Genomic DNA, 18092 nt, shown 5'->3' on the forward strand with positions numbered 1-18092 from the left:
CGCACGATGCGAACCGGCGCGCGCCCCCTCCTCGTCGTCCTGGCCCTCCTCGTGTCCTCCGGATGCAGTGGCAACAGGGATCAACTCCTGGCGGACCTTCAGAGCCCTCGTCCCGAGGTGCGAGCGCTCGCCGTGAAGAAGCTGGCCGAGGAGTCGCGCTCCGAGGACCTGGCCCTCTTCACGCGCGCCGCCAAGGACATGGCCGCCATCGTCCGGGGCGAGGCCGCCGCCGCGCTCGGCAAGAGCCAGGATCCCCGCGTGGTGGATCTGCTCGGCGAGCTGCTCGAGGACTCCGACGTGGATGTCCAGGGCAAGGCGGCCATGGCGCTCGCGCAGGTGAAGAACGACAAGGCCAAGGCCTACCTCACCCTGCAGTACGGCCGCCGCGGCCGGCAGACCCGGCAGGTCATCGTCCAGGCGCTTATGCAGGCGAACGTGCCGGGCCCCATGGCCGAGGTCGTCGCCGCCGAATCCAAGGGCATCTGGGAGCGCAACCTGCTCACCCTCTCCGAGGGCTCGCTGCCCGAGCGCGTGGGGGCCGCCGAGGAGCTGGGCAAGAGTGGTCGCCCCGAGGCCTTCAACCGACTCCTGCCGCTGGTGCGCGACAGCCAGGTCGTCCTCGCCGCCGCGGCGGTGCGGGGCCTGGGGGACCTGGGCGACAAGCGCGCCGCGCCCGCCATCCTCCCCCTGTTGGACGAGAGCTTCCCCGAGCTGCGCGAGTCCGCCATCACCGCGCTCGTGCGGCTCCAGGAGCCCCAGGCCATCGTGCGGTTGCAGGCCGTGGCCGGGGAGAAGAGCGCGGTGAGTCCCCTGGCCATCGACGGCCTGCTCGAGCTGCCCCGCCAGCCCGAAACGGATGCCGCGCTGTGCGCCGTCGCGCTGGACGCCGTCACCGCCGACGCCATCCGCGTCGCCCGCGCCATGCGCGATCGCGGAGGCTGTCCGCTCGAGCCCATCGCCGAGCGGCTGTCCCGTCTCCCCACCGCCGCCAGTGGACTCCAGGCGGTGGTGGGCCTTGGCCCCTCCGCCAAGGAGCTCCTCCCCAAGGTGCTGCCCTTCGTCTCCCAGGCGGATGCCTCGCTGCGCGCGCTCGCCGTGGACGCGGTCGCGGCCATCGCGGACCCCTCCTCCTCCTCCGTGCTGCAGAAGGCCTTCGAGCAGGAACTCGCCGCCGTCCAGGCCGCGCGTCAGGATTGGATCTCCCAGCCCCTGCCCGAGAAGTATGGCCAGGGCTTCGACCCCAGCCTGCCGGCCGCCACCGAGGCGGATCGCGACGCGCTGACGAAGGAGAAGCAGTCCGGCCTCATGTCGCGCGTGAAGGCGCTCAACGCCGCCAAGGCGCGCGAGCTGGGCCGGCCGCTGGTGCAGCCGCGTCCGCCCTCGGAGCTCTTCGACGACGTGGATGCCTCGCGCCTGCAGCCCCTGGCCGGACTGCTGCGCGCGCTCGGCGCCGTGCGTGCTCCCGGGGCGATGGAGTTGCTCAAGGGCTTCACCCAGGACTCCAGCGTGACGCTGCGCACCGCCGCCCTGGTGGGCCTCACGCGCCTGGGGCCCGAGGGCGTGGCCGCCGCCCGGGACGGCATGTTCGATCCCGATCGGGAACTCATCAAGGAACTGGCCCGAGCGCTCGCCGAGCAGGGCGAGGCCGGTCAGGCCGCCCTGGTGGAGTTGCTGCCCAAGATCAGCAACGAGAAGCTGGTGTTGCTCGACGCGCTCACCCACACCGGGGCGCCGCCCTCCGCGGTGGAGGCGTTGAACACCGTGGTGTCCGAGGGCGGTCCCGAGTCGGTGCTGGCCGCCACGATCCTCGGCCGGCTCAAGGCGAAGCAGTCCGTGCCCGTGCTGGTCAAGGCGCTGGAGGATCCCACGAGCGTCGGCCGCCGGGAGCTGCTCACCACGCTCGGAGAAGTGGGCGATGGCTCGGTGGCCGAGGTGGTGGCGCGCGACCTGTACCATGATCTGCCGGAGATCCGCGCCGCGGCCGCCGCCGCGCTGGCGCGCACGGGCACGGGGGAGCAGGCGGGCGCCCTGGACGCGCTCAAGGGCGACTACTACCGCCGGGTCCGCGAGGCCGCCACGTTCGCCCTGTCGAAGACGGCGACCGCCGCCGAGGGATCCCGCTGATATGGAGGCCCGGCAGCTCAGGGAACAGGCCAACGAGGCGATCGCCAGGGGCCGCTTCGGCAAGGCCGCCGAGCTGCTCGAGGCGTACTGCGCGCTGGAGCCGCAGGACCACCAGTCACGGTTGCGCCTGGGCGACACCTGGGTGAAGGGCGGAGATTCGCGCCGAGCCATCCTCGCCTACCAGGCCGCCGCCGAGGGGTTCGCCCGCGAGGGCTTCCTGCCGCGCGCCATCGCCACCAGCAAGCGCATCCTGGAGCTGGATCCCTCCCATCAGAGCGTCCAGCACACGCTCGCGAGCCTCTACGCGCGCCGGGGCGGGACGGGCCAGCCCCCGCGCGGACACCCGCGCCCGTTCCCCCAGCGCCGCCCGAGCCCCCGCCCCGGACCGCGCTGTTCATCGAGCTGCCTCCCGAGATCGACGAGGCCTTGGAGGCCTCCCTCCCCGAGCGGCCCCCCCCACCGCCCGCTCAGCCGCCCCCGCCTCCCTCTCCGTCTCCGCCGGGTTTGCGCCGGCGCACGATGGAAGTGCCGGCGATCCGCATACCCTCCGAAGCGCCGGTCCCTCCCGAGGCACCTGTGCCCCCCGAGGCACCCGTTCCTCCCGCGTCGCCCCCGAGTGCGTCCTTTCCGGAGCTCGTCATCGAGGCGGACTCGCTGCTGCACGCCGTGGAGCTGGCGGCGGCGCACGCGCCCGGGCGCGGGGGAGGCGAGGAGCCCGTGTCGGCGCCCCCCGCGGGCGAGCGGGCACTGCCGGAGATCCCCCTGTTCTCGGACCTGCCGCGCGAGGCCTTCATCGCGCTCTTCGAGCGCTGCCCGCTGCGCCGCTTCCCCGAGGGCGCGCGCATCATCGAGCAGGGCAGCCGGGGCAATGCCTTCTATGTCATCTGCGCGGGCCGCGTGCGCATCGTGCGCGAATCCGACGGGACGACCCGCGAGCTGGCCGTGCTGGGCGAGGGGGCCTTCTTCGGCGAGATGGCGCTCCTGTCCGGGGCGCCGCGCTCGGCGTCGGTGGTGGGCGCCGCCGAGGAGACGCAGGTGTTGGAGATCTCCGCCCCGGTGCTCGGGGAACTCGCGCGCCTCAATCCCCAGGTGGCGCGGGCGCTGCGGCGCTTCTGCCGGCAGCGGCTCCTGTCGCAGGTGGTGAACACCTCGGCGCTCTTCCAGCCCTTCGGGCGCAAGGACCGGCGCGAGCTGGTGGAGCGCTTCCGGGCCCGGGAGGTGCGCCGCGGCGAGGTGCTCATCCACGAGGGCCAGATGGTGGATGGCCTCTATGTGGTGCTCTCCGGCGAGGTGGCCGTGAGCAAGGGGGGCCAGCCCCTGGCCCACCTGCGCGAGGGCGAGCTGTTCGGCGAGATGTCCCTGCTGAACAAGACGCCCGCCACCGCCACGGTGACGGCGGTGCGCAACGCCTCGCTGTTGCGGCTGCCCCGCGAGGACTTCGACACCCTCATCCTCACCCACCCGCAGGTGCTCGTCCTGGTGTCCGAGCTGACGGAAGCCCGTCAGCGCAGCAACGAGGTCCGCCTCGGCGGCAGCGCCACGGACGCCCGGCACACCCAGTCCTTCGAGGATCTCGTCCTCGTCTGAGCGGCTTCGTCGGGTGCTCGCCACCCGTCGCGCCCACCACTGGGTAGGCGCGGGGATCCAGTGTATGTGTGATGCATGACGCGATGCGCATTCCTCGGACTCCTGGCATTTCTCCTCGTGGGCTGTTCAGCGCGGAGGCTGTCGGGCTCCGCGCTGGATGAGGTACGGCGGCCCGCGTTCATCTCACGCATCGAGCTGCGCGCGGGTCCGCACAGCCACGTGTTCCAGGACGACGGCTCCTACCGGGACAAGTTGAAGAAGCTGTCGCCCCAGGACGCGGATCGCCGGCTCGAGGCGAAGCTCGCCTCGTCGATGACGCGCTTCGAGCTGTCCGAGCGCCTGCGGGTGATGACCTTCCGGCAACTGCCGCGGGAGGCGCCGTGGCTGAACACGGTGGATCCGGCGCACGTGGCCACGGTGCTGGAGAGCTTCCTGGTGGAGGAGGTGCCCGCGCTGTCGCCGGACTACGATCTGCTCAAGACGCTGCGCGCGGACACGGTGGTGGAGTTCGTCATCCAGGACTACGGCATGCGCAGCAAGCGGGGCAAGGCGGGCGCGTACCTGCGGGGCTACGCGCGGATGTTCTGGCTCGAGGGGCGCTCGGAGCTGTGGCGGCACCCGTTCGATCTGGACGAGGTGGACGGGGGCCTGGAGCACCTGGATCCCTTCAAGGTGGGCAAGACGCCCGCGCTGTTCCGCGAGCGGATGACGGACCTGGTGGACGTGCTGTCCTCGCGCTTCGCCGAGGATCTGACGCCGAAGGAGCGCAAGAGCGGGGTGCCGCTGCCGGACGCGGGACCGGAGACGGAGGCGCCGAGCCGGGAGCGGCCGGTGCAGGTGAAGCCCCGTCCCCCCGAGCTGCCACCCGGAGAGCTGCCGGATCCGGATTGAGGCCTCAGAACAGCGCGTGCTCGGCGAGCAGCACCGCGAGCGCGAGCACGAAGCTGACGAGGGTGATGGGCAGGCCCACGCGCAGGTAGCCGAGGAAGCTCAGGGAGACCTTGTCCCGGGCGGCCTCGAAGACGATGAGGTTGGCGACGCTGCCCACGAGGGTGAGGTTGCCGGCCAGCGTGGAGCCGAGCGCGAGCACGTGCCAGCCGAGCACCGGCTCCTGGAGGGAGGGAATCCAGGGGCGCGCGAGCATGACGAAGGGCACGTTGCTGAAGAGGTTGCTGGCCACGAGGGTGAGCCCCGCGAAGCCGAGCGTCTCGCGCAAGGGAGGGCCGGACATGAAGGGGGAGAAGAGGCGGTGGATGTCCTCGGCCCAGCCGGCCTGGTTCACGCCGAAGACGACGACGAAGAGGCTGGCGAAGAAGAGCAGCAGCACGTAGTCCACGCGCTCGAGCGCCTCGCGGGGGGAGACGCGCCGGGCGAGCGTCATCACCACGGCGGCGCCGGCGAGGGCGCTCCAGCTCATGGGCAGGCCGGCGAAGAAGGCGGCGACCACGCCGAGCAACGTGACGAGCGTGAGCCCGAGGAGGGGCCGATCCACGGGGACGGGAGGGGGATGGGTGGAGAAGCGCTCGTGGGAGAGATCGTGGCGGAAGATGTAGAGGAGCCCGGCGATGACGACGGCGGTGGAGACGATGGCGGGCAGGGCCATGTAGGCGGCGAACTGGGCGTAGGGCAGCTTCGAGGCGCCCTGGATGAGCATGTTCTGGGGGTTGCCGGTGAAGGTGGCGACCGAGCCCGAGTTGGAGGCCATGCACACGGCGAGCAAGTAGGGGATGGGGGGCAGGCGCGCGTCCTCGACGACGACGAGGACGAGCGGGGTGAGCATGAGACAGACGGTGTCGTTGACGAGGAAGGCGGAGAGGAAGGCGCTGGTGGCGGCGACGGCCACGAGCAGGAGCCGGGGGGTATGGGCCTTCTGGAGCGCCCAGGCGCCGGCGGCGCGGAAGAAGGAAGCGCGTGAGAGGTAGTCGGCGAGCAGCATCATCCCGAGCAGGAGGATGAGCGTGTCCATGTCGACGGCGTGAGGGGAGCCCTCGTTGGAGCCGAAGAGCTGGGAGGGAGCGACGACGCCCGCCACCACCATGAGGACGGCGCCCACGAGGGCGCCGCCAGGGCGGTCCAACCGGGGGAAGGGGAGGCGGACGCCGGCGATGAAGACGTAGGTGAACAGGAAGATCGCGAGGGCCAAGGCGCGCGGGACAGTAGCCGACGCTGGACTGGCGAGAAACCTACTTCCAGCCACCCGGGTGTGGACGAATCGCACCGAGTAGGTTCTCATCTCGACGAGAGCGCCTCACGCGAGAAGACCCATGATCACGCATTTCGAAGTCTCGAACTTCAAATCCATAAAACACCTCGGTCTCGACCTGAGGAAGTTCATGGTCTTCGTTGGGCCCAACGGGGCAGGTAAAACGAACCTGGTTCGCGCCTTGGAGGTATTTGGGGAGGTTCTACACCGCGGAACCGTCGAACCCATCCAAGAGCACGGATATGACCAGCTCATTCGCCGCGAGAAGCGGCCCGCGCGCTCTGGGCTTTACTTTTCGATTCGAGCCGAGTTGCCAGCACTCGCAGTCCAAAATGCCCTGTCGATTCTACCCATCATCATGGGAAAGGAGAAGGAGTCCTCTACTTCTGGACCGATTCATATCGAGGTTGGCGTTGGAGTGACAGGGTCTGATCAGACAGATGAAGTGAGAATCAATCGCGAAGAACTTCGTTTCAGCAGCCCAAAAGGTGCTCTTGATGTAGCTTTTGACGGGAGCAGGATCGACACAAACGCCGGTGCCGATCCAGTACTCTGGGCTCTGATGTACAGCCAGATCCTCCCCTACGCACGCAACCTGAAGGGGTCAGATTTCTCGAATCCAGAAAACCTGAAGAAGGTAATAAGCGAAGCATTCACCCCGAATACGCAAGATCAGGTCGAGCCACAGCTCCTACGGCTCATCAACTGGCAAAGAATGCCAAGTAGACCAATGATGCATATTCGGGATGTCAGCCAGGTCAAGAGACTGAGGCTGGACGCTTCTGCGTTGAGAAGGGACTTGTCCTTTGAAGATTCCAAGGATTCGACGATTGGCCCGACGGGAGAAGGGCTGGCTTCCGCCGTCGCCAAACTCAGAGGCTCCAAGCCAGAACCAAGTGCTCGGTTCCGAAAGGTTCTCGAAGAGCTCCAGGAGGTCTACCCTCGAATCGAAGATGTCTTCGCGCGCAGGATCCCATCTGGACATTTGATCCTTCTCTTCAAAGAACATGGGATTTCCGATGAACTCGGGCAGGGGAGCGTTTCAGACGGAGTGCTTCATGCGCTAGCCCTGCTTGTTGCGCTTCACCAAGAAGCATCAGGAGAAGCTGGCCTTCTCGTGATCGAGGAGCCAGAAAACGCCATCCATCCATGGCCACTTCGCAAGCTCATCGTCCGGGCACAAGCTTCCTCACGGCAAATCATCCTCACGACCCACTCGGAGACGGTCGTGAACGCCGTTGTCGATCCAGAAAACCTTTTCCTGGTGGAAAACGACAACAAAAAAGGAACCACTGTCACTCCAGCCATCGAGCGGGAATCCGCCCTGAAGGCCATCCTGGAGGAGAGCGGTCAGAAACTGGGTGATGTCTGGCTCGATGGGAGCCTTGGGGGCGTGCCAGGGGGCGAGTCTTGACACGGCATCGCGCCAAAACGCGACGAGCGGGCGTACAACCGCTTCGAGGGGCAGATGGGGGAGCGGCAGCTCAAGGGCGTCGTTGAGTTGACCAACCTCCTTGGCCGTCCCTACTCGAAGACCAAAGACGGGCCCGACATCTTCACGAAGCTGGATTTCCCAACCGCACGCGCTCATTCCAAGGGCGCGGCCGGCTCGAAGAGTCTCGATAAGTTCCTGCGGACACTCGGGGTTTGACACATATTTCCTTCAGGGCCGATGCCGCTTGGCCACCCAGTAGAACTGTTGGCTCGGGAATCCTCCAGGCGTTGAATTCAATGCTCCTGCGCTGACGCTCATGGATGGCGACACTGTCCACCATACGAGACAGGAGCGGGACCACATCCAGGTGGAAGCAGGGCTCCACGGGGGCGAGCGTGGCACTGCGCTCGTGCAGGGGGCGCGGCACGGTACCGCAAATGGTGGTCCTGCATGCGACCTCTGCTACGGTGGACTCAGGAGGTATCCACCCTGGCCCGACTTCTCCCGTTGCTCTCGCTCGCGCTCCTCTTGATGGGAGCCACCGCGGGAGCGCAGCCCCCGTCTCCCGCCCGCGAGCGTCAGGAGCGCCGCGTCACCCTGCCCAGCAACCCGGACGAGCCGGGCCTGGAGGTGCGCGTGGCCGCTGGCGTCACCACCTACCTGCGCTTCGACGCCGCCCTGGACAAGGCCGCGGTGGAGGTGGAGAGCCGTACCTTCCGCTTCACCTGGGTGGACGTGGGAGACACCCTCGTGGCCCTGGAGCCCTCGGTGGACTTGGGGGCCGAGGAGAAGCTGGTGGTGCGGGTGCGCTACCGGGACGGGGCTTCCCCGGCGAAAGCCACGCTCGCGCTGGTGACGCGCCCTGGGGTGGTGGACAAGGAGGTAGAGGTGGTGCGTCGCCCGCGCACGCTCGAGGCACTGGAGGCGGAACTCGCAGCGCTCAAGGCCCAGGTCAGGACGAGTGGGCCCGCCGGGCTCGTCTTCTCGGGGCGCCTCGACCTCCAAGGCGTGCAGGCCAGGCGCCTCGAGCGTATCCGCATGAGTACCCAGAGTGGGTTGGAGTACGTGGCGGGCGAGGGCTACCGCGCCAGCCTCTGGGCGCTCGCCGTCGTCCGCGTGCGCAACCTGCCAGGGCAGCCACCCTGGCTGCCCGGCTCCGCGCTCATTACCCGGCTGGACGGTACCCCGGTGAAGGTGCTCTCCGTGGGCATGGACAAGGCGCAACTGGCTCCCGGTGAGGAGGGCCTCGTGGCGGTGGAGACGGAAGCGCCTTTCTGGAACGCGAAGGACGGCCTCCGCCTGGAGATCGTGGACAAGAGCGGCACCCGGCACCTTTCCATCCCCAACGTGAAGCTGTAGGAGCGACGACGCATGACGACGCATGCCCTGCACCCGGACCAACTCAAGCCCGGTGACATGGTGGGGCCCTGGCTCATCACCCATGTGCTGGGCCGCGGCGGCTCCTCTCGCGTCTTCAAGGTGGAGCGCGACGGCCAGTCCTACTCCATGAAGGTGGCGCTCCGCCCCCTCTCCGACTCCCGGGCACACCTCTTCGAGGACAAGTACCCGGAAGCGGAGTACGTGGAGGAGAAGAACACCTACCGTCGGCTGGCGCGCGAGGCCGCGGCCCTCTTCACCTACGCCTCCCACCCCAACCTCTTGCGCGTGTACGGGGTGGACTTCTGGCCCAGCCCCAGCACGGGCTACCCCTTCCTCGTCACCGACTACGTGGACGGGGACACCTGGCACTGGTGGCGCTGGCGCACGCCCCCTCACGCCACCAAGCTGGTGAGCACCTTCAGTGATGTGGTGCGCACCGTGGGGGCGCTGCACGCGCGCGGCGTCTACCACCGGGACTTGAAGGCGGAGAACATCCTCATCCGCCGCGCGGACGGCCGCCCCTTCCTCATCGACTTCGGCACCGCGCGCCTGCCCGGCGCCCTCACTCAAACCATGGGTCTGCCCGAAGGCGTGCTGCACCTGCTGCCGCCGGAACTGCTGGCCTACGCGCGCACCGAGGCGTGGAAGCGGGGCAAGCCCTTCCAGGGCGGTGCGAGTGCGGACCTGTACGCGCTGGGGGTGTTGCTCTACCAGGCCCTCACGGACCTGCACCCCTTCGACCCGGAGCTGCCGGACAAGGAGCTGGTGGCGGCCATCGCCACCGTCCCTCCTATGCCCCCCCACCTCCTCAACCCCCTGGCACCGCGCGCCTTGAGCGACATCGCCATGAAGCTGCTGGAGAAGCGTCCCGAGGATCGCTACCCCAGCACCGAGGCGTTGCTCCAGGCGCTGGAGGCGGCCGCGGAGAAGGGGAGTACCTCTCCCGCCTGGAAGGTGCCGCTCTTTCCCGCCGAGGAGGGTTTGGCGGAGCAGGAGGAAGAAGTGGCGCCTTCGCAGGGATTGCTGGCGCCAGAGTTCAAGGGGCCTGAAGAAGAGGGCCCGCCCATCAGCGAGGAACGGGGCTCACAGCCGGAAGGCGCGAGCGCGGCTCCGGAGGTGTCCCCGCCTTCAGCCGAGGAGCAGGCGAGCCCCGCGCCCCCTGCTGCTGCCATCCCTCCGCGTCGCGCCTGGGGGACCCAACTCCTGCTCGGTGCCGTGGGCCTTGGCGTGTTCGGCCTTGCCTTGTGGCTGGTGCTCTCCACACTCGCGCCTCCGCCCGAGGCGCTGCTGCCCGGGCCTCGCCGTTCCGCGAAAGGAAGTCCGCCCGTGCCCACCGCTCCTCGTTCCTCTCCCTCGAGTCTCCTCGCCGTCTGGTTGTGCGCCACCGCCGGGCTGGGGTGTCCCGCCGCGCAGGTGAAGCCTCCGGAGCCCACCGACTGCCCCCAGGAGGCCACCGAGGCCATGTCCCAGGAATTGAAGGTCAGGCAGGGCAGTCCGCTCGAGGCGATCATCGACATCAACCAGCCCGGCAGACCCGGCGAGGAAGGTGTCTACCGGGACGGCCCTGTCATCAGCCGCATCACTCGGGGGGATGGTAACTTGCCGGCGGGGACGCTGCTCCACGGCCAGCTCTGGACAGGCCCCGGCATCGACGAGGAGTGGGGGAACGAAAGGCTGCCGGCCGTCATGGGCCGTTACACCCAGGCCATCCTCCCGGATGGCCGGAAGTACCCCGTGTGCATCGTGCTGGGCGACGTGGACGGGCGTATCGCCATGGAGGATGGCTCCAAGCCGGGAGCCTTCATCCTTGGCCGGAATGTGCCGGTGAGCGTCGTCTTGCGCTGGCCGTGAGACATGGCCCTCGGAGCTGCCCTGGTTACCTCTGGTACCCGGGCACCATCTTCGGCGCGGAGAGCGGCGCCCAGAGGTACAATCGCGACGTGCGGCGTCAGGCCCTCGAGCGGCTGAACTCCGAGGGGTGTCTCACACGGAGATGACGATCTTCCCGAAGTGGCCGCCGGACTCCATGTAGCGCAGGGCCTCGCGCGCCTCGGCGAAGGGGAAGACGCGGTCGATGACCGGCTTCGTCTTCTCCCGGCTCATCGCTCGCAGCATGTCCTCGAACATGGCGCGGCTGCCCACGTAGGTGCGCTCGATGCGCAGCGGCTTGCCGCCGGTGTCCACGCTGTCGGCCTTGCCCGGAGCGCCGGAGAGCAGGCCGATGAGGGCGATGTGGCCCCCCTTCTTCGTCGCCCGCACCGAGTGGGGCAGGGTGCCGGCTCCGCCCACCTCGAGCACGTGGTCCACGCCCTCCCCACCCGTGAGCGCGAGCACCTGCTCCTCCCAGTTCGGCGACTTCTTGTAGTTGATGAGTCCCTCCGCTCCCAGCCGCTTGCCGCGCTCCAGCTTGTCGTCATGGCTGGAGGTGAGGAGGACGCGTGCTCCAAGAACGCGGGCGAGCTGGAGGGCGAAGATGGACACGCCGCCCGTCCCCTGGGCGAGCACCGTCTGGCCCGCCTTCAGTCCTCCCTGGGGCACGAGCGCGTTCCAGGCGGTGACGGCCGCGCAGGGCAGGGTGGCGCCTTCCTCGAAGGACAGCCAGTCCGGCAGGACGACGAGCCCCTCGGCATCCAGGGCCACGTACTCGGCGAGCACGCCGGGCACGCTCCCTCCGAGCGCCTTCCCCACCTTCTCGGGGGTGCCCGGGCCATCCGTCCACACCTGGAAGAAGGTGGGCGCGACCCGGTCCCCGGGCTTCACGCGGGTGACTCCCTCGCCCACGGCGACCACCTCCCCCGCGCCATCCGAGACGGGAATGATGGGCGTCTTCGTACCCGGATAGGTGCCACTGGCGATGATGAGATCCCGATAGTTGAGCGACACGGCGCGGATGCGGACGAGCGCCTGTCCGGGGCCCGGTTGGGGCTGGGGCTTCTCGACCTGGACCCAACCTTCGGCGCCGGTGGTGCTCTGCAGTTCATAGGCCTTCATCGTGTGGTCTCCCTGTGAGTGGTCACGGTGGCCCTCCGATGCCCGGCCCCTCCTGACGTTCCGCGTCGAGCAGCACCCGCTGGAGGTGCTCGCACAACTTCGTCGTGCCGCGAACGGATTCGGGGAAGCCCTCGCCGAAGGTCTGGAAGTCGTGGACCATCTCCGGCCATACCTCCAGGTGCGCCTGGACGCCCCCGGCGCGGGCCTTCTCGGTGATGCGAACGCCATCGTCGTACTGGAGCTCCGCGCTGCCCACGTGGACGAACAGCGGGGGCAGGCCCCTCAGGTCCGCGTGAAGGGGAGAGGCGAGCGGCTCGCGCGCGGGGGCGCCGCCGAGAAACCAGCCCGCCCAGTGCAACAGCATGGCCTTGTCGCCCCAGTCATAGGCGGCATTGCGCTCCACGCTGGCCCCGCCACACTCCAGGTCCACCCAGGGCGCGATCACCACGGCACCCGCTGGCAACGGCGTGCCCTGGTCTCGCGCGGCCACGAGCGTCGACAGGGCCAGTCCCCCTCCCGCCGAGTCCCCGGCGAACACCACTCGCCGTGGCGACACGCCCGAGGACAACAGCCACCGGTACACGGCCAGGGTGTCCTCCAGTTGCGCGGGGAAGGGGTGCTCGGGCGCGAGCCGGTAGTCCGGTGCGAGGACTCGCAGGCCCGTGCCCAGGGCCAGCCGTGCGAGCAGATCCCCATGCGTGCGCGGGGAGCCCATGACGTACGCGCCCCCATGCAGGTAGAGCACCACCGCGTCGCCGGAGCGCTCGGGAGGCGAGAACCACACCGAGGGCACGCCTCCCGCCGATACCTCTTCCCGGTGCACCCGCCGCAGGGCAGAGGTGGTGCGGGCCAGCCGCTCCACCTCCTCGCGCTGCTCCGGGGCGGGACGGAGGTAGAGGCGCTCGTTGTTTGCCTTCATGAAGGCCACGGTGGCTTCGTACGCGAAGCTCCACCCGGGCCTCAGCGGCCCCCGCTTCATGCGCCGCACCGCCGTACCCAGACTCGCGCGGATCAGCGTCGCGAGCGTGGAAAGCGTTCCCATGTCTCTCCCCCTGTCCACGCACTCTGTCCCAGTGGGCGTGTCCGCGGGAAGGGTCAACCCGTAGGAGCCGGATGCACGGAAGACACCCGGGCCTCGGCGGGTGTGCCCGCGCCGAACAGGCCCAGGAGCCGGGTGGTGACGTACTCGGCCCGTACCAGGGTGACGTCGTGCCCCGCTCCGGGAACCAGATCGATGTCGATACCAGGGGCCACGCGGCGCAGGCGCTCGACGGCGGCGGATGCCGGGAAGATGCGCTCGTTCTCTCCCACGATGAAGAGCGTGGGCGAGGGCAGGGCCCGTAGCTGCTCGTCGCTCAGGACCGAGGGCTCCACCAGCCGGCGCGCCTTGAAGCTGCGGATCGCCAGGTAGCCCTCCTCGATGCGCCGCTCGAGCTGGGACTGGCTCTGGGCGTCCCCCACGGACAGATCATGGGCGAGCCACGTCATGAAGCGGCGCGTGAAGAAGCGCGAGGGCAGGGCGCACGACACCGCCCGCAGCATGAAGCCCAGGCCCAGCGGCATCACCGTGCCAGCGGGGGCGATGAGGGCCAGGGCCGAGAGCCGCTCGGGTCGTGCCAGCGCGTACTGCGCGGAGATCCAGGCGCCATAGGAGACGCCCGCGAGTCCGAAGCGTCCCCCGGGTGCCAACGCGGTGGTGAGCTCGTCCAGCCACGTCACGAAGTCCTGGGCCGTGTGCACCGGACGCGAGGGCTCGCTGCGGCCGTAGTCCGCGATGCTGTCCACGGCCCAGACGCGGTGGTGGGCGGAGAGCGCGGCGACGTTGGCCGACCACATGAGCGAGGTGGCTCCGGCGCCCGGCAACAGCACCAGGGGGGGCGCGTCCACCGGGCCCGAGCCGCGGACGAACGTCGAGCCGTACGACGTCGGCACGAAGCGCTGCTCGGAGGGGACTGGCCAGCCTGCGCTCCACTCCTCGTAGGCCTTCAGGTACCTGCTTCGAGCGGCTTCACTGCGAAAGGGTGAGGGACTCGACATGTGCGCAGCATGACCGCGATGGCCGCGCCCTTCCAGCGTTTGACATTGGCGCGTTCATGGTCAGGTTGAGGCTCATGCGCGGCTTCCCGCATCACATCGCCCGGTGGTTGAGGCTCGCGCTGGCGTGCCTCTCGGTCCTCGGGGCGAGCCTGCCGGCGCACGCGCATCCGGCCTCCGAGGCCGCGGTGGTTGTCTGGGTCGAGCGCCACGAGTCGGCGCGCCGGCGCCCAGCGGTGGAGGCTTCCGTCCATCTCGAGCACCCGGCCGAGGGTTCTCCCCGTGCTCCCGCCCGTGTGGCGAGCCCGGGTTCCCTCCGGGAGTCGCGCACCGCGGCCCCACCGCGCCGCCTCTTCCTCCTTCATCGCGCGCTCCTCCACTGAGCCTTTCCCGGCACCCGTCGCTGGAAAGTCTCTCACCTGGAGGAGTTCCCCATGACCTTGCTTCCCAAGGCCGTGCGCGCGTTCGTGCGCGCCAGCCTGCGCTTCGCCTTTCGTGTCATCCGATTTCTGTTCATCCTCGCCCTGGTGGCCCTGCCCGCGCCCTTGACGGCCTGGGTGGTCGTCATCCTGGAGCCGCTCCGCCGCAACGTGCCCGCCGAGGTCCTCCGTCAGGAGGAAGAACCGCCCCAGTGAGTTCGGCGTCGGAGTCCACATCTCCGGACGCGAGCCCCGCCGCCCGCCTCTGGTACAAGCGGCGGCATGAAGACCGACGTCCTGATGCTGTCGTACTCCGGTTGTGGAACCTGCAAGAAGGCCCTGCAGTGGCTCGAGCAGCACGGCGTGGACGCGCGCGTGCGCCCCATCGTCGAGCAGCCGCCCACCCCCGCCGAGCTGGCGAAGTGGATTTCCCAGAGTGGGGTGTCCGTGCGCAAGTGGCTCAACACCAGTGGGCAGAGCTACCGCGCCCTCGGCAAGGAGAAGGTGGACGCCGCGAGTGACTCGCAGCTCGTCGAGTGGCTCGCGGCGGACGGCAAGCTCGTCAAGCGGCCGGTGCTCGTGCGGGGCTCGCGGGTGCTCGTGGGCTTCAAGCCCGAGGCCTACGAGGAACTCTTCGCCTCCTCGTGACGACGCCCCGGGAGGAATGCCCCATGCCCCCGGCGCTTAGGGCATTTTGCCCCGACATCCCCTCGGACATGCCCCCGGGAATGAGCGGTCCCGTGGGCCGCGCCCGAGGGAAGCGGGGCTCTCCGCGTCGGCATGGGGCGTTGGCGCGGAGGATGCACACGGACATCTCCAGAACGGATGCTCTGGGTATGGAACCCGGCCCGAAAGGAGTCCCCACCGTGTCCTCTCCCTCTTCTTCCCGCCATGCCGTGCGCGGCGTCCTGTTTCCCCTGATGATGATGGCGTCCGCCTGCCAGGCCCTCGGCGCGCCGCCTCCGGCCGCCGCGCCTCCCGCCGCCACCGCGGCGGCCCCCGTCATCCCCTCCGTCACCGTGCCGTCGCCCGGCTCGCTCGCCCCGCTCGTCGAGGCCGTGAAGGGCGCCGTCGTCAACGTCGAGGTGCTGGCGCGCGCGCCCGTCGCCGCCACCCGGGGGATGCTCCGCCTGCCTCCGGGCTGGGCCGAGCAGTTCGGCCTGCCGGACTCGCCCCAGGGTGGGGCGCCAGGCCCCATGCAGCAGGGCCAGGGTTCGGGCTTCATCGTCGACGCCAAGGGTCTGGTGCTCACCAACAACCACGTGGTGGAGAACGCCGAGCGGGTGCGCGTGAAGCTCGACGACGGGCGCGCGTTCGATGCCCAGGTGCTCGGGAGGGATCCGCTCACCGACGTGGCGGTGCTCCAGCTCCAGAACGCGCCCGGGGATCTGCCCCACGTGGCGCTGGGCGACTCGGACGCGGTGCGCGTGGGCGACTTCGTGCTCGCCATCGGCAACCCCTTCGGCCTCGCCTCCAGCGTGAGCTCGGGCATCCTCTCGGCCCGCGCCCGCGACATCCACGCCGGGCCCTATGACGACTTCCTCCAGACGGACGCCGCCATCAACCCGGGCAACTCGGGCGGCCCGCTCTTCAACCTCAAGGGCGAGGTCATCGGCATGAACACCGCCATCGTTCGCGAGGCCACGGGCATTGGTTTCGCCGTGCCCAGCAACCTCATCCACTCGCTGCTACCCCGGCTGGAGAAGGACGGCGTGGTGCGCCGGGGTTGGTTGGGCCTGGCCGCGCAGGATCTCACGCCGGACCTGGCCAAGGCGCTGGGACTCGAGGTGGACAAGGGCGCCATCATCGCCGATGTCAACGACGGCGGCCCCGGGGCGCGGGCGGGGCTCCAGGACAACGACATCATCACCCGGGTGGACGACACGCCCATCGCCTCGGCGGGCAGCCTCACCCGCACGGTGGGCCTGCTGCGTCCGGACAGCCGCGTCTCCGTCCACGTGCTGCGCGACGGCAAGCCGCTGGCGTTGCAGGTGACGCTCGGCACGCGGCCCGCCCAGCGGGGCGAGCCCGAGGTGCCCTCGCGCGAGGAGGAGAGTGCCCCCGCCAGGGGTCGGCTGGGCATGCGGCTGGCGGATGATCCCCAGGGCCAGGGCGTGCGTGTGGTGAGGGTGGATCCCGGCAGCCCGGCGGAGCGGGCGGAGCTGCCACCGGGCTCGCTGCTGCGGCAGGTGGGCGAGCAGAAGGTGGCCAATGCCCAGGAGGCCGCCGAGGCGCTGCGCTCGGCCAGGCCCGGCAGCATGTTGCTCCTGCGCATCCAGCCGCCCGGCTCGGATGTCACCCTGCTGCGCGCCCTGCCCGTGCCGTCCTGAGCACCGAGGGGAACCGACGCCCGGAGGTTTCTACCCGGGCGTGAGCCGCTGGGACTCGTGTGTCCCCGACCTGGTTCTTCTATGCGACCCGCGCCTTGGTAGACGAATCAGTGCGCGTTGCCTGCCCATACTCCGGGAAGGGATGCGTGATGCGCGCACCCATCAGGAAGAGCAGCTCGTGGGCGATGGCCCACGCGAGCAGAGGGGGAACGCTGTTGCCGATCTGCCGGAACGCCGGGTTCATCGTGCCGGAGAAGCGGAAGCCGTCCGGGAAGGATTGGAGGCGGGCCGCTTCCCTCACGGAGATGACCCGTTTCTGGGTGGAGTCGTAGTGGATGTGGCTGTACGTGTCCTTGCCCAGGTGCGCCATCAACGTCCGGGCGGGCTCGTCCTCGGCCATCTTGCGCCACTTGTTGGGGAACTTGCTGCGGTCGTAGGGAGGGACGTAGTCGGCGCGACGCGGGACGGGCTCGCCCCTGCTCTGGCACTTCTCGACTTCCTCTTTGTACAGCCGCTCGGCGAGATCGTGGGCCTTCGGGTAGTCGTCGCCCGCGTTCATCCCCTCGAATAGCCGGTAGTCACGCCATTTGAGGCAGCGCGTGACATGGTCCCGTAGGTATCCAGGGGTCTCGAACTCCGGCCACTTCCTCATGAGCCGCGCATAGTCGCTGGGAGACTGCTCGCCGTAGGGAAGCCTGCCGTCGAGGTACCGGGCACCGCGGCGATCCCGTCCATCGAGGTGGTCGGTCAACCGGGGTAGATCCCTCAGGGCCTCCTTCGCGGTCACCCAGGGCTGCGCATCCGACGCGGGTCCCGGGGCGGGCTGGTACCAGCGGCTGTCCGCGGAGTCATCGGTGCCGATGTGTTTCAGGGCCACCTTGCGTGAACCGGCATAGCCGGGCGGGAAGGTGCCCCGGTGGGTTGGAAGGGGGAAGCCAGGCTTGAGCCCCACGTCCTTTCGGATGGCCACCAGGAAGAAGCGCTCACGCATCTGGGGAACGCCATAGTTGGCGGCATTCAGCAGGGTGTAGGCGCACTGGTAGTTGCGCTCCAGCAACTCGCAGATCTCCTCGCCCATGTTGCGCCCACCCCAATTGAGCACGTCGGGGACGTTCTCCATGACGAGCGCGAGGGGACGCAGCTTCTGCACGTACCGCAGATAGCGGACGTAGAGCCGGGCACGGGGATCGTTCTTGAAGGCCTCGGGATCGTTGGAGATCTCCCTCAACTTGGCGCGGCCGACCCGGGTGAACGCCGGACAGGGCGGTCCACCCACGATGATGTCGACGCCCTTCTCCACCCGCCAGCGCAGCTCCTTGAGCAGCGCCTGGGGTTCGGTCTTCAGGATGTCCTTGGGGTGGGCCTGCAGCTCGTCGGGGCTCCCATCCGGTTGGCGATGGAAGTTCCAGGCATAGGAGCGCGCGGCCTCCTCGTCGAGCTCGACTCCTCCGACGCTGTAGCAGCCCGCGGTCACGAAGCCGAGCGCCAGCCCGCCACAGCCGGAGAACAGGTCCAGCAGCCGTGGCGGTTCTCCCCTGAGGATCCTCGCCAGCTTCGCTTTGGTGCTCTGGCCCATGTCGATGGGGCTT

Annotated in this window: 15 protein-coding genes; 10 read left to right on the top strand and 5 right to left on the bottom strand. The window is 69.3% G+C overall.

The window, feature by feature from the left end; genetic code table 11:
* The first annotated feature begins 6 nt into the window (after positions 1 to 6).
* The 3 genes from CYFUS_RS24415 (at position 7) to CYFUS_RS24425 (ending at position 4602) form a co-directional block, all read left to right on the top strand.
* Positions 7 to 2124, top strand: a complete 2118-nt coding sequence (locus CYFUS_RS24415) for a HEAT repeat domain-containing protein (protein WP_095987415.1) — start codon at positions 7 to 9, stop codon at positions 2122 to 2124.
* A 576-nt stretch (positions 2125 to 2700) separates the two neighbouring features.
* Entirely contained in the window at positions 2701 to 3711 is a 1011-nt protein-coding gene (locus CYFUS_RS52890; RefSeq protein ID WP_232537746.1) for a cyclic nucleotide-binding domain-containing protein, read from the top strand.
* Between the two features lie 75 nt (positions 3712 to 3786).
* Positions 3787 to 4602 carry a hypothetical protein gene (locus CYFUS_RS24425; protein ID WP_095987416.1) on the top strand — a complete coding sequence of 272 codons (816 nt, stop codon included), beginning with the start codon at positions 3787 to 3789 and terminating at the stop codon, positions 4600 to 4602.
* Positions 4603 to 4606: 4 nt separating this feature from the next.
* On the opposite strand, the gene CYFUS_RS24430 is transcribed toward CYFUS_RS24425, so the two are convergent.
* Positions 4607 to 5854, bottom strand: a complete 1248-nt coding sequence (locus CYFUS_RS24430; protein WP_095987417.1) for an SLC13 family permease — start codon at positions 5852 to 5854, stop codon at positions 4607 to 4609.
* A gap of 121 nt (positions 5855 to 5975) precedes the next feature.
* Between CYFUS_RS24430 and CYFUS_RS24435 the strand changes: the two genes are divergently transcribed.
* From CYFUS_RS24435 to CYFUS_RS24450, 3 genes are all read left to right on the top strand, one after another.
* A complete protein-coding gene (locus CYFUS_RS24435) occupies positions 5976 to 7328 on the top strand; it encodes an AAA family ATPase (protein WP_095987418.1) in 1353 nt (450 codons plus the stop codon).
* 471 nt (positions 7329 to 7799) lie between these two features.
* The gene (locus CYFUS_RS24445) at positions 7800 to 8708 is read left to right on the top strand and encodes a DUF2381 family protein (RefSeq protein WP_232537747.1); all 909 of its coding nucleotides are present in this window, start codon (positions 7800 to 7802) and stop codon (positions 8706 to 8708) included.
* 12 nt (positions 8709 to 8720) lie between these two features.
* On the top strand, positions 8721 to 10580 hold the full coding sequence (locus CYFUS_RS24450) for a serine/threonine protein kinase (RefSeq protein WP_095987421.1): 1860 nt from the start codon (positions 8721 to 8723) through the stop codon (positions 10578 to 10580).
* 132 nt (positions 10581 to 10712) lie between these two features.
* Here CYFUS_RS24450 and CYFUS_RS24455 read toward each other — a convergent pair whose 3' ends face one another.
* From CYFUS_RS24455 to CYFUS_RS24465, 3 genes are read right to left on the bottom strand one after another with little or no spacing between them, the layout of a single operon-like run.
* Positions 10713 to 11720 carry a zinc-dependent alcohol dehydrogenase family protein gene (locus CYFUS_RS24455; RefSeq protein WP_095987422.1) on the bottom strand — a complete coding sequence of 336 codons (1008 nt, stop codon included), beginning with the start codon at positions 11718 to 11720 and terminating at the stop codon, positions 10713 to 10715.
* 22 nt (positions 11721 to 11742) lie between these two features.
* The gene (locus CYFUS_RS24460; protein WP_095987423.1) at positions 11743 to 12762 is read right to left on the bottom strand and encodes an alpha/beta hydrolase; all 1020 of its coding nucleotides are present in this window, start codon (positions 12760 to 12762) and stop codon (positions 11743 to 11745) included.
* A gap of 53 nt (positions 12763 to 12815) precedes the next feature.
* Complete coding sequence (locus tag CYFUS_RS24465; RefSeq protein ID WP_198316745.1) at positions 12816 to 13652, bottom strand: alpha/beta fold hydrolase; 837 nt, start codon at positions 13650 to 13652, stop codon at positions 12816 to 12818.
* 179 nt (positions 13653 to 13831) lie between these two features.
* Between CYFUS_RS24465 and CYFUS_RS24470 the strand changes: the two genes are divergently transcribed.
* From CYFUS_RS24470 to CYFUS_RS24485, 4 genes are all read left to right on the top strand, one after another.
* Entirely contained in the window at positions 13832 to 14137 is a 306-nt protein-coding gene (locus CYFUS_RS24470; RefSeq protein WP_157758626.1) for a hypothetical protein, read from the top strand.
* A 51-nt stretch (positions 14138 to 14188) separates the two neighbouring features.
* Positions 14189 to 14389 (top strand): hypothetical protein, encoded by a 201-nt coding sequence (locus CYFUS_RS24475; RefSeq protein ID WP_095987426.1) that lies wholly within the window; start codon positions 14189 to 14191, stop codon positions 14387 to 14389.
* A 66-nt stretch (positions 14390 to 14455) separates the two neighbouring features.
* Complete coding sequence (locus tag CYFUS_RS24480; protein ID WP_095987427.1) at positions 14456 to 14821, top strand: arsenate reductase family protein; 366 nt, start codon at positions 14456 to 14458, stop codon at positions 14819 to 14821.
* Positions 14822 to 15039: 218 nt separating this feature from the next.
* Positions 15040 to 16503 carry a trypsin-like peptidase domain-containing protein gene (locus tag CYFUS_RS24485; protein ID WP_095987428.1) on the top strand — a complete coding sequence of 488 codons (1464 nt, stop codon included), beginning with the start codon at positions 15040 to 15042 and terminating at the stop codon, positions 16501 to 16503.
* Between the two features lie 79 nt (positions 16504 to 16582).
* Here CYFUS_RS24485 and CYFUS_RS24490 read toward each other — a convergent pair whose 3' ends face one another.
* Positions 16583 to 18079, bottom strand: a complete 1497-nt coding sequence (locus tag CYFUS_RS24490; protein ID WP_095987429.1) for a DNA cytosine methyltransferase — start codon at positions 18077 to 18079, stop codon at positions 16583 to 16585.
* Between the last annotated feature and the right edge of the window lie 13 nt (positions 18080 to 18092).

The sequence above is a fragment of the Cystobacter fuscus genome (assembly GCF_002305875.1).
In the GTDB taxonomy this organism is placed as follows: domain Bacteria; phylum Myxococcota; class Myxococcia; order Myxococcales; family Myxococcaceae; genus Cystobacter; species Cystobacter fuscus_A.